Genomic DNA, 13962 nt, shown 5'->3' with positions numbered 1-13962 from the left:
ACCATGTGTTTTAGCCCTAATCTTTACAAACAATTGATATTATCGTTCTTCGATTGGAACGTATTTTTGCATACCAGGTCCAACGTATTCTGCACGTGGACGGATTAAGCGGTTGTCTGAATATTGCTCAAGAATATGAGCTACCCATCCAGATACACGAGAAACTGCAAAAATAGGTGTAAATAAATCATGATCAATATTTAATGAATGATACACAGATGCTGAATAGAAATCTACATTTGGTGGTAAGTTCTTTTGACCAGTTACGATTTCTTCAATGCGTACAGACATATCATATAATTTTGACTCTCCGCGAAGAGCTGTTAGTTTTTTAGACATTTCACGTAAGTGTTTTGCACGAGGATCACCTTTTCTATAAACGCGGTGACCGAAGCCCATGATTTTCACTTTGTTGTCTAATTTATCTTGAACATAGCTATCTACGTTTTCAAGAGTATCAATTTCAGTTAACATTTTCATTACTTGTTCGTTTGCTCCACCATGAAGTGGCCCTTTAAGAGCACCGATAGCTGAAACAACACCTGAGTAAATATCAGAAAGAGTTGCTACACAAACACGTGCAGTGAATGTTGATGCATTTAATTCATGGTCTGCATGAAGTACTAATGCTTTGTTAAAAGCTTCTACTTCAATTTCTTCTGGCATTTCACCAGATAGCATATATAAGAAGTTTGCAGCGTAGCCTAAATCAGATTTAGGAGCTACTGGCTCTAATCCTTTACGTACACGAGAAAATGCAGTTACTAAAGTAGACATTTTAGCTTGTAACTGGATAGCTTTAAGGTAGTTTGCTTCCTCGGACATATCCTCTGCAGAATCATCATATAATGCTAGCATAGATACAGCTGTTCTAAGAGCAGTCATTGGATGAACTTTATCAATAGGATATGTTTTGAAATGATTTAAAACTTCTTGAGGTACTGCCATGTTATCAGCAAGTTGCTGTTTTAGCTCTGCTAGTTCTGAAGCATTAGGCAGACGTTTATGCCATAAAAGGTAAACTACCTCTTCAAAACTTGCATTGTTCGTTAAATCATCAATATCATAGCCGACGTATGTAAGGGTGTCATCAATAATAGAGCTTATTGCTGACTGTGTCGCTACGATTCCTTCTAAACCACGAGTTGACGTCATTAGTAATCTCCCCTTCTACAGAAAAACTGCATTATCTACTTGTCTCGTAAATAGAGTTTTACCTGTATTTAATATGTACCTTTAAATTGCTTACTCTCGTATTATAATCAATTTTGGCTATTTTGTGAATGAAAACGCTTAAAATTATTAAAAAATAACTTTTCAATCAATTTATACTGAGAAAAGAATGGATGAATATAGTTAGTTTTCAAATAAACAAGAAAGATATTATATCTTATTGGATGCCAATTGGAATCATTGGATTAATCCTTTTCATTGCTTACCCTTTAACGTTATCTATCCTGTGCGGTTATCTATTATTTCCAACGTCTAATTTCTTTCACAAGAAACTCAGGCTGCCAATTATAGTGAGCGTACTATTAACAGAGGTAATTATATTAAGTAGCTTTTTACTTTTCGTATATTTCATCTTTCAATCATTAGTCACGCTTATACCTCTTCTGCATGAGCATCTTTTATATTTACCTTTTGATGACTTGCAAAAGCATCCTATATTTCTAATGTTTGAAGACAAGTTCCAAGAGCTATTAAACACCATTTTAAATAATTTATTGGTGAATCTTACTCATCTGCCTACCTATGTTTTTGAAGTACTTCTTTTTAGCATTGGACTTTTTTTTTCGTTGTATGAGTCTACAAAGAATAGACTTTGGTTCCTGATCTATTTCCCAGTGAAAACAAGAGAATTCTTTCATAAAGTAGTCATGAAGTCTTCGGAGGTAGTTAATAGCTTTTTGGGCGTGGAAATGAAGTTATTGTTAATTACATTTATTTTACTTTCTATAGGCTTTAGCGTGCTTGGTCTACATAACCCGATAAAAAATGCTTTTTTAATTTCTTTAGTAGATAGCATACCTTTTCTTGGGACTGGCATAATTTTAATACCTATGAGTATTTATTTCTTCCTGCTAGACGCGAAACTATTTGGCAGTATTATTTTATTGCTTTATATTTTTGTGCAGCTTACAAGACATATAGTAGACAATTTACTTTGGTCGGCTTCTATGCAGATTAAAGCTGTCCATGTATTCTTTTTAAGTGCTGCGGCAGTATTAATATTTGGCTTTGTTGGTATTCTTTTCAGCCCATTCATCTATTTAATAGCTAACAAATGGGGAGGGTCTATGAAGACTTCATCACGATGACTTGACCATTTTTCATCTTTTTCTTAACCCATCTATAAAACAAAGGTTTGAACAGCTTACGCGTTGGAGAGAACAGCAATAAAAACCCAAGAATATCAGAGACAAACCCTGGTAGTATTACTAAAATAGCACCAATGAAAATACAAATCCCATTAATCGCTGATTCACCCGGTGCTTGGTAGTTTTTCACACTATCCGAAACCTCACGGAAAGCTTTCATCCCTTGACGCTTTGCTACAAGCCCACCAATAATTCCAGTGGCCATGATTAGTAAAAGTGTATTGAAAGCTCCTAATGACTTGCCTGCTAAAAGTAAAATATATAACTCAATTGCAGGAACTACTACAAACAAACCTATTATCCATTTCATAAAGACACCGTCCTTCTATACTAAGTATAAAACAAGTGCCTCACTTTATGTGAGGCACTTGTCTTGAGAATATATAAATTCTTAGAATATCATATTAAATAATGCTAGCTTGCCCATTGTAGATTACTCCACTTTCAGCATCTAACGTTAATTCTTGACCATTCTCTATAAGCTTCGTTGCATCGTGTACACCAACTATTACAGGAATTCCAAAGCTTAAACCAACAACAGCGGCATGACTTGTTAAGCCACCCTCTTCTGTGATCAAGCCTTTGCAATTTTCAATAGCAGGAACCATATCTTTGTCAGAGCCAATGGTTACGATAATACTCTCACTTGTATCCTGACCTTCTAGTTCCTTTGCGTTATTAACAACGATTGCTTTACCAAAGGCAGTTTTCTTTCCGATCCCTTGCCCCTTTGCTACCATGTCTCCAATAACATGAACTTTCATTAAGTTAGTAGTACCTGCTTGTCCAACTGGAACTCCTGCAGTGATTACTACTAAATCTCCGTGTGTCACATAATGCTGTAAGATACTTTCCTCTACAGCAATTTCAAGTACCTCATCCGTAGAATATGCTTTCTTACCAACTATCGGATATACTCCCCACACTAATGTCAGTAATCTAGATGGCTTTACAGTAGATGTCACTGCAATAATAGGCACACCAGGTCTAAATTTAGAAATCATTTTAGCTGTATGTCCACTTTCTGTCGGAGCAATAACCGCTTTAACCTTTAAGTTAATGGCAGTATGAGCAACCGCTTGCCCTATTGCATCTGTTAGATTAACTTCTCTTGCCTTGCTTAGCTTGTTAACAATAGCACGATAATCAATTGCATTTTCGGTACGTTTTGCGATTTTATCCATCGTCTGAACTGCTTCAAGTGGATATAGCCCTGCAGCTGTCTCACCAGAAAGCATAATCGCATCTGTACCGTCAAAGATTGCATTTGCCACGTCACTTGCCTCTGCACGTGTAGGACGAGGATTTCTTTGCATGGAGTCTAACATTTGTGTTGCAGTAATAACCGGCTTACCTGCTTCGTTACATTTTTGAATAAGTGATTTCTGTACTAATGGAACTTCCTCAGCAGGAATCTCTACTCCAAGATCTCCCCTTGCAACCATTAAGCCATCAGAAACTTGAAGGATTTCATCAATATTATCGACACCCTCTTGGTTTTCAATTTTAGGTATGATTTGAATATGAGATCCATTATTATTTTCTAAAAGCTCACGGATTTCCTGTACATCTTTAGCTCTACGAACAAAAGAAGCAGCAACGAAATCCACATCCTGTTCAATACCAAAGAGAATATCTTTTGCATCTTTTTCTGTAATACCTGGTAATTGCACAGAAACTCCTGGTACGTTAACACCCTTGTTGTTTTTTAAAGTTCCAGCGTTTTGTACATACGTATGAATAATTCCATTTTCTAGATCTATTCCCTTCACGATAAGCTCGATCAGCCCATCATCAAGTAATATAATAGACCCTTCCTGTACATCCTCTATTAACTTTTCATAGGAAATAGAGAAACGCTCATTATTGCCCAGCACTTCTGTCATAGAGATATCAATGGATTGCCCAGATGCAAGCTCAATCGCATCATTTTCCATCTTATGTGTACGAATCTCAGGGCCTTTTGTATCCAGTAAGATTCCAACGATTTTGTCTAATCTTTTAGCTACTTTTTTAATACGTTCAATTCTTCCAGCATGTTCTTCATGGCTACCATGAGAAAAGTTTAAGCGAGCAACATTCATGCCGGCCTCAATTAGCTTTTCTAATGTTTCCTCTGATTCACTTGCTGGTCCAATTGTACAAACTATTTTAGTTTTTCTCATACATCTAATCCTTCCTGTTGCTGTAATTTATGTAATCTTAAATAGACAACTCTTTAGATAAGCGATACATATCTAAATCGAATTCTTCCGTTTTTTCAAATGCTTCTGTCATATCATAGTCTACCACTTGATGATTTTGGATTCCAATTGCACGGCCTCCAGTACCAGCCATTAACACTTCTACAGCTTTTGCCCCAAATAAACTAGCCAACACACGATCTCGTCCTGTAGGAGAACCACCGCGTTGAATGTGCCCTAGCACTGAAACTCTCGTCTCAATATTAGCATGCTCCTTAAGTTTTGCAGCAAAATCCTGCCCACTCATTACACCTTCTGCTACTACAATAATACTATGTTTCTTCCCACGTGCAGTTCCACTTTCTAAACGTTCCACTACCTCTGTAATATCCATCTCTACCTCAGGAACAATAATGGTTTCTGCTCCTCCTGCAAGCCCAGCCCATAAAGCTAAGTCTCCAGCATCTCTTCCCATGACTTCAATGATAAAGGTGCGATCATGTGAAGTGGCAGTGTCTCTAATTTTATCAATACATTCAATTACTGTATTAAGCGCAGTATCAAAACCTAATGTATAATCAGTTCCTGGAATATCATTATCGATAGTACCTGGAATCCCAACACATGGGAACCCGTTCTTTGTAAGCGTCATAGATCCACGGTAGGATCCGTCTCCCCCAATAATTACGAGTCCATCAATTTCATTAGCCTTCAACTGTTCAATTGCCTTTAATTGGCCTTCTTCTGTTCTAAATTCTGGACATCTCGCAGAGTAAAGCTTTGTTCCACCTCTTTGGATGATGTCACCAACAGAACCCAGATCCAGCTTTTCCATTTTTCCTTCTATTAATCCTTGATAGCCATGTAAAATACCGACAACTTCAATACCTTCAAATATGGCTTTTCTTACAACTGCTCGAATTGCAGCATTCATACCTGGAGCGTCTCCGCCACTAGTTAATACACCAATACGTTTCATCTCTCTATCCCCTCCAAACTTACCTCTATTAACTATAAGTGTAACATGAGAAACTTTCAAAAAAAATGCGTCTATAAAGACGCATTTTCTTTAAATTGACCAATTTGCTTAAATTTTTTGTAGCGTGTTTCTACTAATTCTTCTGGTGAGAGCATGGATAGTTCTCTTAATGAGCTAACAAGCACGTCCTTCATGTACTCTGCTTGCTTTTCAATATCTTTATGTGCTCCTCCATGAACCTCTCTTATAATTGTATCAATTATATTCATTTTTTTTAAGTCTGGAGCGGTAATTTTCATCGCTTCTGCTGCTTCCTTCGCGAGCGAGGCATCCTTCCAAAGAATAGACGCAGCTCCCTCCGGTGAGATAACAGAGTAGGTAGAGTTTTCAAGCATATGAATATGGTTAGACAAACCTAACGCTAACGCTCCTCCGCTTCCTCCTTCTCCGATAACAACGCTAATCACAGGTACCTTTAGGCCAGCCATCTCTACTAAATTTCTAGCAATTGCTTCACTTTGCCCTCTTTCTTCAGCAGCCTTACCTGGATAGGCACCCTTTGTATCTATAAAACAAATGATCGGACGATTAAACTTTTCTGCTTGTTTCATCAAACGAAGTGCCTTGCGATAACCTTCAGGGTGAGGCATACCGAAATTCCGTTTTATATTTTCCTTTGTATCTATTCCTCGCTGATGCCCAATTATAGTAATTGGATTTCCGTTCAATAGCGCTATTCCTGCTATAATAGCAGCATCATCGCCGTACGAACGATCTCCATGAAGCTCTATGAAATTAGTAAACAACCGTTGTATATAATCTCTAGTAGTAGGTCGGCCTGGATGGCGAGCTACTTGAACTCTATCCCATGGCTCCATATTCTCATATATATCCACTTCTAGTTTTCTTAGTCTCTCTTCCAGCTTTTCAATCTCAATAGACATATCTACTTCTGCTGTTGCAGTGTACTCTTTAATTTCTTCTATTTTATTTTTAAGCTGTACGATTGGCTCCTCAAATGGAAGTACCTTTACCATACGACTACCTCCTTTTGGACATGTAAGTTAACTAGATTCGCTACCGTGTCTCTCATTTCTTGTCGGTGTACAACTGCATCCAGCTGTCCATGCTCCATTAAAAATTCAGCTGTTTGAAAATCGTCTGGCAGCTTCTCACGAACGGTTTGTTCAATGACTCGTCTTCCAGCAAATCCGATAAGTGCACGTGGTTCTGCTAGATTAATATCTCCGACTGAGGCAAAGCTTGCGGAGACTCCTCCAGTAGTTGGGTGAGTTAAAATAGAAATATATAATAAACCATGATCGCTATGTCTTCTTAAAGCAACAGATGTCTTTGCCATCTGCATTAAAGACAATACGCCTTCTTGCATTCTTGCTCCACCGCTCGCTGTATAAATGATAAAAGGAACTTTCAGCTCCGTTGCTTTTTCAATTGCTCTCGTAATTTTTTCGCCGACTACTGATCCCATAGATCCCATACGGAAATGGGAGTCCATTACTGCCACTACAACCGTATGTTCCTTCAGTTTCCCAATGCCAGTTAAAACCGCCTCATTCAAGCCTGTTTTGTTAGAATCTGATTTAACCTTTTCCGTGTAGCTAGGAAAATTTAATGGATTTACTGTTTCTAAATGATCATCCATTGAAACAAAGGTGTCTTCATCTAGAAAAATATCAATACGTTCTTGAGCTGTCATTTTCATATGATGTTCACAGGAAGGACAAACCTTTAAGTTTTTCATAAGATCCTTGGTGAAAACATTCTTCCTACACTCCGGACATTTAACCATAATTCCTTCAGGAACATCATGTGCTTTCTCCGATGGTATAGTCGCATATTTTCTTTTTTGGTTCTTTCTAAATATATCTCGAATGCTCATTTAAACATCTCCCCTGTTTAGTAACAATAGCCAATCCTCAAAAAAAGAAATTCCTTTTTTCTCATCTCCTAGCTTTATACATTCTAGCAATTGAGTCCAAATTCCTTTCTCTTCTAAAGTCATGTAGCTACGATAAGGCTCTTCACCATATTGCTTCAATAAAAACCAAATTTTCAAGCCAAGGCGATTGTCCGATAAGATTAGGATTTCTCTAATAATGTCTTCTCTTTGCACTTCTTCCAACTGCAATTTTTCTATAAAAGCATCCCAAATTAAAAGTTTATGTAGCTTTTCGGAAAGACATACCTTTCTAATAGCATCTTTTTCAAGTGCCTCTCTTGTGATATGGACATCTTCCTTTGGCTTAGCCTCCTGCAGAATAAAGGTCGATAGCACTTCTACCAGTTTATGTTTTCGATAATCTGAAAGAAAAGTTCCTTCTCCCCTTCTAGTCTCTATTAAGCCTAGTAATTCCATGCTTCGAAGTGCTTCTCTTACGGAAGATCTTCCAACTTGTAGTCGTTCTGCAAGCTCTCTTTCCGAAGGTAATTTTCCACCAATAGGTACTTTTTCATCATGAATAAGCTGTCTCAGTTGTTTTACAATTTCCAGAAACATTTTTCTTGAGGCCTTATCTGAATTCAAACTACATCACTCTTCCATAAATTACAAAGTGGTCAGACCACTTATAAATAATAGGATACATAAAATCTTCCATTACGTAAAGAAAAAACATTAATTACTTTATTTATCAAAGATTATTTGAGTGCAGAAACAAATGTTGTGGCAACTAATTCACCAAACGTCGGCAAAAATAAAAGTATCTCATTGATTAACAGATATGGTGACACGTATACCCTACGTCTGTTTAAAATCAGCTCACGTCAACTGGATATTTATGTTAAAATTAAATCGAGTTTGTGAAGTAGAAATTGAGTAATTGAGCGTTTTTTCTTTTAAGGAAAAGTTCTTTATAGGTATGAAAAAGAGTGAGATTCATTGAAGGGGGAATATATATATATGAAACTTAGTCAAATTATATCTTTTACAATCAGTGTATTCTTTTCAATAGTTTTACTTATTTTGTGTTTTTTGAGGAAACTATTATTGACTACCTATACACCAGTCACTTATAGCATGGAAGAGTTGAAATCATTCATTTTTTTAGCAGCATTAACAACTTTTTTTTTCGTATTAACCCTGATATTTGCGTCAAAAATACAATTGATAGTAATGACGGTTATTTACTGGATTTTATTTGTTCCTAATTTCATAGCATATATTAAAAGAAATATTAATTTCCCAGATTATGAAATGCTTAAATTCCTGGATGAAACGATGTTAGTAATATATTTATTTCCTTGTATTTTAGGAATTATTTTATTAGTAATCAATAAATCAGATAAAAAAATGGCTATCCGATAAGAATATTCTAGTTAATCAGGAAGGGTGCAAGGACAATGAATAGATTTGTATTACCACACATGTATTTGTTTTTTGGAATCATATTATTTATTTTGGCGCAGTTCACCGTTCCAGCAGGAAGCTTTTATTGGCTTACATTTTTCCTTTCAATAATATGCATTGTTATTGGGTTGATATGGAATGTCATTTTGTTATTTAAAAAGAGAAGTTAATCGAATAGCATAAGTACCGGACGCGTGTGACACTTTTCCCTTTAACAATAGCCTTATGAACAACAAAAAAATAAGCCATCACCGTCGCTATGCGCACGTGGTGATGGCTTATCTTTCTCACACTAGGTAACCATATCCAAAATCTTTGAACATATTAGTAATCAACAGGTAGAGATATTCTTCGCAATTATTTGTACTCTACCATTTCTAGTCTCTTTCTTACCTTCTATAAAAAGAATAGCTTGTTCTTTTAGAAGGGTATTAAATTTAGCAAAATCATCCGGAAATAAAGTAATAGAAACTGTCCCGGTATCATCTTGGACGGTGACAAAAGCCATTGCTTCTCCTTTTTTTGTCCGAATCCTTCTAATATCCTCCACCATTCCAATAACCTTCACATAAGAATCCTTCGAAGACTGTTGAATATCCCAAATATGCTGGATGTTATTATCCATCTTTTTCTTAGAGACTGTTGGATGCTCTGAAAAATATTGACCAAGCACTTCTTTTTCAAATTCTAACTTTGACATGATTGGTAACGGATCCATTTTAATATATTTTGATTTTCCGAAAGGAGAAGAGTCTCCTTCAAATAAATCCGTTTCCTCTGTAGGACTGACAAGCTCCGCATATTTTACGGCAGCATCTATAGTTGCTAATAACGTAGAACGCTCCACTCCAAATTCATCTAACGCTCCAGCCTTTACAAGTGGCTCGATATTTTTTCTAGTAAAGAAAACAGCAGACAAATCAGAAGCCATGTCAAAAATATCTTCCCATTTCGTTGTCCGTTTATGCCTTTGCTGTAGAAGCTTTTGCGTGAATGGATACGAGATCCCCTTTATCGCCTGAAGGCCAAAGCGAATTCCATTGTTCTCTACACTAAAGGATGATTGACTTTTAAAAATAGAAGGAGGTAACACAGCAATACCTCTTTGTTTCATCTCGATTACAAGCTGATTAATCTTTTCCTGATTCCCTATCGCAGTACTTAAGAGAGCACCGTAAAATTCTAATGGATAGTGAGCCTTTAAATACGCCATTTGATAAGAAATAACGCTATATGCAACAGCATGGCTTTTCGGGAACCCATAATCTGCAAAACGGACGATTAAATCATAAACAGAAGTGGCTGCCTGGTCCTCATGACCGAGCTGTTTGGCTTTTTGGACGAAGTGATGACGTTCCTTTTCTAAAACTTCTCTATTTTTTTTACTAACGGCTCTTCTAAGCAAGTCAGCCTCGCCAAATGTAAAGCCAGCCATTTTGGAGGCAATTTGCATGATCTGTTCCTGATACACAATAATTCCATATGTTTCTCTTAATATAGGCTCTAAAACTGGGTGCTCGTAAGTAATAGGTGCCTGTCCAAGCTTACGTTTTGCATATAGAGGGATGCTATCCATCGGGCCAGGTCTGTATAGTGCATTAACTGCTACAATGTCTTCAAATCTAGTCGGTCTAATTTGTTTTAATGCATTACGCATACCAGCTGACTCTAACTGGAATACTCCCGTTGTATCGCCTTTTTGAAGAAGGCTAAACGTCTGTTCGTCATTTAATGGTATATCCTTTAAAGAAATAGAAGACTTCTTACCATGAATCGATTTAAGAATTCGCTCAATTATTGTTAAATTTCGCAATCCTAAAAAGTCCATCTTTAATAAGCCTTTTTCCTCCACTTCCTTCATTGGCCATTGCGTTAAATAAATCTCATCATGCCCCTTTTGAATTGGGACAGTATTTACTAAAGGTTGTGGGGATAACACTATTCCTGCGGCATGGGTAGATGCATTTCTTGGTAGTCCCTCTAATTTTAGAGCAACTTCAAACCACTTTTTACGCATATCTTCTGTTTGGATAAATTCTCTTAGTTTAGGTGACTGGTCGTAAGCCTCCTTTAAAGTAATTCCTAGTTTGGAAGGTATAAACGAGGAAATGGCGTTCATGGTGCTAGCCTCAAATCCAAATACTCTTGCTACTTCACGGGCAGCTGCTTTCGCTGACAAGGTACCAAATGTAATAATTTGAGAAACATGATTTTGTCCATACTTTTCCGCTACATAGCGAACTACTTCCATTCTTTTTGAGTCAGCAAAGTCAATATCTATATCGGGCATCGTGATACGTTCAGGGTTTAAGAATCGTTCAAATAGGAGTCCATATTGGAGAGGATCTACATCTGTAATATATAAAGTATAAGCTACAAGGGAGCTGGCAGAGGAACCCCTTCCCGGTCCTGTTAAAATATTGGAACGCTTTGCATACTTCATGAAATCCTGGACGATTAAGAAGTAATCTTCATATTGCATCTGACTTATAACGTCTATTTCATATTGCAAACGGTCTAAATAAGCTTGGGTATAAAGTGGAACTCGCTCTTTTAGTCCTTCCTTGCAAAGAGATACTAAATAATCCTTGGCATTCACATCTACTGGCAAAGGATATTTCGGCATTATATGCTTTTTCTTATCGAATACAACCATACAACGCTCTAACATTGTTTTTGTATTAGAAATCCACTCTGGGACATCTGCGAACCATTCATTCCATTCCTCGTAAGAAAGTACGTGAGCGTCTGGCTTTGGTTTTTTTCTTTGAAAATCTGTCATCTTTACGGACTGGTCCATTGCATGCAGCACTTCAAAAGCAAACGCATCCTCTTTATCTACATACCGACACTCGTGATAAACAGTAAGCGCAATATCTAGTTCTTCAGCTGTTTCTCTAACAAAACTCTCTTCCTCCGTCGGTTTTCCGCTAGGACGCTCTATCCCAATGAATAAGCAACTCGGTTTAAATATGGCCATTAGTTCTATCAGATTATCTTTTGAGAGCAAGGAATCCGCTTTATACACAGCTATTAATCCTTCTCTGTATGCACTCAGCCATTTCTTTGGTAGTAAATCTAGCTCTCTCGTTTCCATTGCACTAGAAATTTTTAAGATGTTTTCATAGCCTTTATTATTCTCCGCATAAACTACTAAAGACACCGGACCATTGTCTAGCTGCACCTTGATGGTTAGCCCAATAACCGGCTGTATTTCATTTTTTATAAGCGTATGCCAAAAAGGCAACACACCATACAACATACTGTTTGTAATGGCTGCCACCTTTGCATTATTTTTTTTCAGCTTTTCAATGAGCTGCTCCAATTGAATTGTACTTTTCAGCATATCCGCTGAGGTTACAATTTGGGAATATACTGTTTGCATTCATAACACCTCAATTTACAGCTTTTTTTAAGTCTTCTAAAACTTTGTCCGCTTCCTCCCATGAATAAGCAGTAGCTCCAGCAGCCAAAGGATGTCCACCGCCACCATACTTTTTAGCCACTCCATTAATAACTGGACCCTTGGAACGTAATCGAACGCGGATTTCCTTTTCGTCTTCTATAAAGAAAACCCAACATTTCATCCCTTTCACGTCTGACAAGGCACTTACCAATAAGGAAGCCTCAGATTCTGACACTTGGTATTTTTGCAGAAGTTCTCTTGTTAACTTCATATGTCCTACGCCATTTTCCATTTCAAAATTAGCGTAAATATAGCCTTTTAACTGAAGCATGTTGCTCTCTACTTCATACATACCATTAAATAGTTCTGTTCGATCAAAACCGTAGGAGATTAGTTTGCCTGCATAAAGCATTGTTTGCTCAGTCGTGCTTTGGAACATAAATCTTCCGGTGTCCCCTACAATTCCTGCGTATAATAGGCGGGCAATAGTCGAATCCATTTTCCATCCCTTATATTCCTCCCCATCGAAGAAGAGCTCACAAATCATTTCACTTACAGAACTTGCCTCTGTATTTACCCATAATAGGTCTCCGTATGCATCTTCGTTCGGATGGTGATCTATTTTGATCAAAAATTCACCTAAATTATATCGACTGTCATCTATTCTCTCCGTATTGGCTGTATCCGTAACGATTACTAGAGCATCCTTAAAGTCCTCGTCTGTAACAGTATCAGGCTTTGCTAGGAAGTCTAGGGTGCTATCGTGTGTGCCTGTTGCCCATATCTTCTTGTTCGGGTAATTTAAAGCAAGTAATTCCTTTAAGCCAATTTGGGAGCCATAGGCATCAGGATCTGGCCTCACATGGCGATGTATAATAATCTTGTCATAGCTCTCGATTGTGTCAATGATTTGTCTTTTCATAATTTTTCCTCCATAGAGACGCATTACTATTCGCCTTTTTTTAAGTTTACCTTTACAATAAAAATAGCATTACTTTTATTGGAGGTACATCATGATATTAAATGGAATATTAGTTTTAGGTATTATCGTCTCGTTTGTATGGTATTTTTATTTTAAAACAAAACAGCTTCGTGCAACACTTCCTATTCGCAAAAAATGGTATACCGCGAAGGCTTCCGTTTGTCTTGGAGCGTTTATATTGTTTTTCGGCTTTAACTTTATGTTGATTTATCAATCAACACTCACTTATGTAGTATCTATCATCTTTGTATTAATCGGCGGGTATTTTATGTACCATCATTATAAAGCAGCCAAACACTACGGTCAGTTTGTACAAGAAGAGCTTAGTTTAAATCAATGATGCGGCAAAATGCCGCATCTTTTTTATTTAGGCTATGTTAAAGAGTAGGGTTGATTTATGATGCAAAGAAATCTTAAATCAGAGAGTAAAATTGATTTCCGCCCCAGCCGGACGCTTTCCACGGGGTAAGCGATAAGCCCTCACCCATCGCTATCGCGCGTGGTTGTGAGGTCTTATCTGTCTCACTCATCCCGTAGCATAGCTATCAAGTTAAGAAAAATTTACGTCATTCACTCTCATATGAACTGGTATTTTTGAAAATTAGACCATATGAAATTAACACTTTTTGGTTTAACCAAAAAATGTAAGTTTAATTTCTTTCTA

At 37.1% G+C, this 13962-nt stretch carries 12 protein-coding genes; 3 read left to right on the top strand and 9 right to left on the bottom strand.

Annotated features, from left to right (window positions below):
- Nucleotides 1–39: 39 nt before the first annotated feature.
- Nucleotides 40–1155, bottom strand: coding sequence for a citrate synthase (gene citZ, locus M3627_RS06495; protein WP_169360316.1), 1116 nt, complete (start codon nucleotides 1153–1155; stop codon nucleotides 40–42).
- Between the two features lie 191 nt (nucleotides 1156–1346).
- Here citZ and M3627_RS06490 point away from each other — a divergent pair, with 191 nt between their 5' ends.
- On the top strand, nucleotides 1347–2321 hold the full coding sequence (locus tag M3627_RS06490) for an AI-2E family transporter (protein WP_353056454.1): 975 nt from the start codon (nucleotides 1347–1349) through the stop codon (nucleotides 2319–2321).
- Here the strand turns inward: M3627_RS06490 and M3627_RS06485 are convergent.
- From M3627_RS06485 to M3627_RS06460, 6 genes are all read right to left on the bottom strand, one after another.
- On the bottom strand, nucleotides 2299–2691 hold the full coding sequence (locus M3627_RS06485) for an FxsA family protein (RefSeq protein ID WP_251553362.1): 393 nt from the start codon (nucleotides 2689–2691) through the stop codon (nucleotides 2299–2301). The two genes, M3627_RS06490 and M3627_RS06485, sit on opposite strands and share 23 nt — an antisense overlap.
- A 94-nt stretch (nucleotides 2692–2785) precedes the next feature.
- Entirely contained in the window at nucleotides 2786–4546 is a 1761-nt protein-coding gene (gene pyk / locus M3627_RS06480; RefSeq protein ID WP_251553361.1) for a pyruvate kinase, read from the bottom strand.
- A gap of 37 nt (nucleotides 4547–4583) precedes the next feature.
- The gene (gene pfkA / locus M3627_RS06475) at nucleotides 4584–5543 is read right to left on the bottom strand and encodes a 6-phosphofructokinase (RefSeq protein WP_251553360.1); all 960 of its coding nucleotides are present in this window, start codon (nucleotides 5541–5543) and stop codon (nucleotides 4584–4586) included.
- A gap of 71 nt (nucleotides 5544–5614) precedes the next feature.
- Nucleotides 5615–6580, bottom strand: coding sequence for an acetyl-CoA carboxylase carboxyl transferase subunit alpha (gene accA / locus M3627_RS06470; RefSeq protein ID WP_251553359.1), 966 nt, complete (start codon nucleotides 6578–6580; stop codon nucleotides 5615–5617).
- Nucleotides 6574–7443: an acetyl-CoA carboxylase, carboxyltransferase subunit beta gene (gene accD, locus M3627_RS06465; protein WP_169360322.1), complete on the bottom strand. Its 870-nt coding sequence runs from the start codon at nucleotides 7441–7443 to the stop codon at nucleotides 6574–6576. Before accD ends, accA begins: the two co-directional genes overlap by 7 nt.
- Nucleotides 7444–8088, bottom strand: a complete 645-nt coding sequence (locus M3627_RS06460; protein ID WP_481900289.1) for a FadR/GntR family transcriptional regulator — start codon at nucleotides 8086–8088, stop codon at nucleotides 7444–7446.
- 492 nt (nucleotides 8089–8580) lie between these two features.
- Here M3627_RS06460 and M3627_RS06455 point away from each other — a divergent pair, with 492 nt between their 5' ends.
- Nucleotides 8581–8868 (top strand): hypothetical protein, encoded by a 288-nt coding sequence (locus M3627_RS06455; RefSeq protein WP_251553358.1) that lies wholly within the window; start codon nucleotides 8581–8583, stop codon nucleotides 8866–8868.
- A gap of 373 nt (nucleotides 8869–9241) precedes the next feature.
- Here M3627_RS06455 and dnaE read toward each other — a convergent pair whose 3' ends face one another.
- Entirely contained in the window at nucleotides 9242–12295 is a 3054-nt protein-coding gene (gene dnaE, locus M3627_RS06450) for a DNA polymerase III subunit alpha (protein ID WP_251553357.1), read from the bottom strand.
- Nucleotides 12296–12305: 10 nt separating this feature from the next.
- A complete protein-coding gene (locus M3627_RS06445; protein WP_251553356.1) occupies nucleotides 12306–13238 on the bottom strand; it encodes a DHH family phosphoesterase in 933 nt (310 codons plus the stop codon).
- A 91-nt stretch (nucleotides 13239–13329) separates the two neighbouring features.
- Here M3627_RS06445 and M3627_RS06440 point away from each other — a divergent pair, with 91 nt between their 5' ends.
- Complete coding sequence (locus M3627_RS06440) at nucleotides 13330–13638, top strand: YtpI family protein (RefSeq protein WP_169360326.1); 309 nt, start codon at nucleotides 13330–13332, stop codon at nucleotides 13636–13638.
- Nucleotides 13639–13962: the final 324 nt, after the last annotated feature.

Origin of the sequence: Psychrobacillus sp. MER TA 171, assembly GCF_023713305.1 — a bacterium.
Taxonomy (GTDB): domain Bacteria; phylum Bacillota; class Bacilli; order Bacillales_A; family Planococcaceae; genus Psychrobacillus.
The sequence above is the reverse complement of the archived record's forward strand: the minus strand, read 5'-3'. Positions and strand labels throughout refer to the sequence as shown.

What these genes read in the sequence shown, in the direction of transcription:
- citZ (WP_169360316.1), bottom strand. Translation starts at nt 1,155, where the DNA reads ATGACGTCAACTCGTGGTTTAGAAGGAATCGTAGCGACACAGTCAGCA.
- M3627_RS06490 (WP_353056454.1), top strand. Translation starts at nt 1,347, where the DNA reads ATGAATATAGTTAGTTTTCAAATAAACAAGAAAGATATTATATCTTAT.
- M3627_RS06485 (WP_251553362.1), bottom strand. Translation starts at nt 2,691, where the DNA reads ATGAAATGGATAATAGGTTTGTTTGTAGTAGTTCCTGCAATTGAGTTA.
- pyk (WP_251553361.1), bottom strand. Translation starts at nt 4,546, where the DNA reads ATGAGAAAAACTAAAATAGTTTGTACAATTGGACCAGCAAGTGAATCA.
- pfkA (WP_251553360.1), bottom strand. Translation starts at nt 5,543, where the DNA reads ATGAAACGTATTGGTGTATTAACTAGTGGCGGAGACGCTCCAGGTATG.
- accA (WP_251553359.1), bottom strand. Translation starts at nt 6,580, where the DNA reads ATGGTAAAGGTACTTCCATTTGAGGAGCCAATCGTACAGCTTAAAAAT.
- accD (WP_169360322.1), bottom strand. Translation starts at nt 7,443, where the DNA reads ATGAGCATTCGAGATATATTTAGAAAGAACCAAAAAAGAAAATATGCG.
- M3627_RS06455 (WP_251553358.1), top strand. Translation starts at nt 8,581, where the DNA reads ATGGAAGAGTTGAAATCATTCATTTTTTTAGCAGCATTAACAACTTTT.
- dnaE (WP_251553357.1), bottom strand. Translation starts at nt 12,295, where the DNA reads ATGCAAACAGTATATTCCCAAATTGTAACCTCAGCGGATATGCTGAAA.
- M3627_RS06445 (WP_251553356.1), bottom strand. Translation starts at nt 13,238, where the DNA reads ATGAAAAGACAAATCATTGACACAATCGAGAGCTATGACAAGATTATT.
- M3627_RS06440 (WP_169360326.1), top strand. Translation starts at nt 13,330, where the DNA reads ATGATATTAAATGGAATATTAGTTTTAGGTATTATCGTCTCGTTTGTA.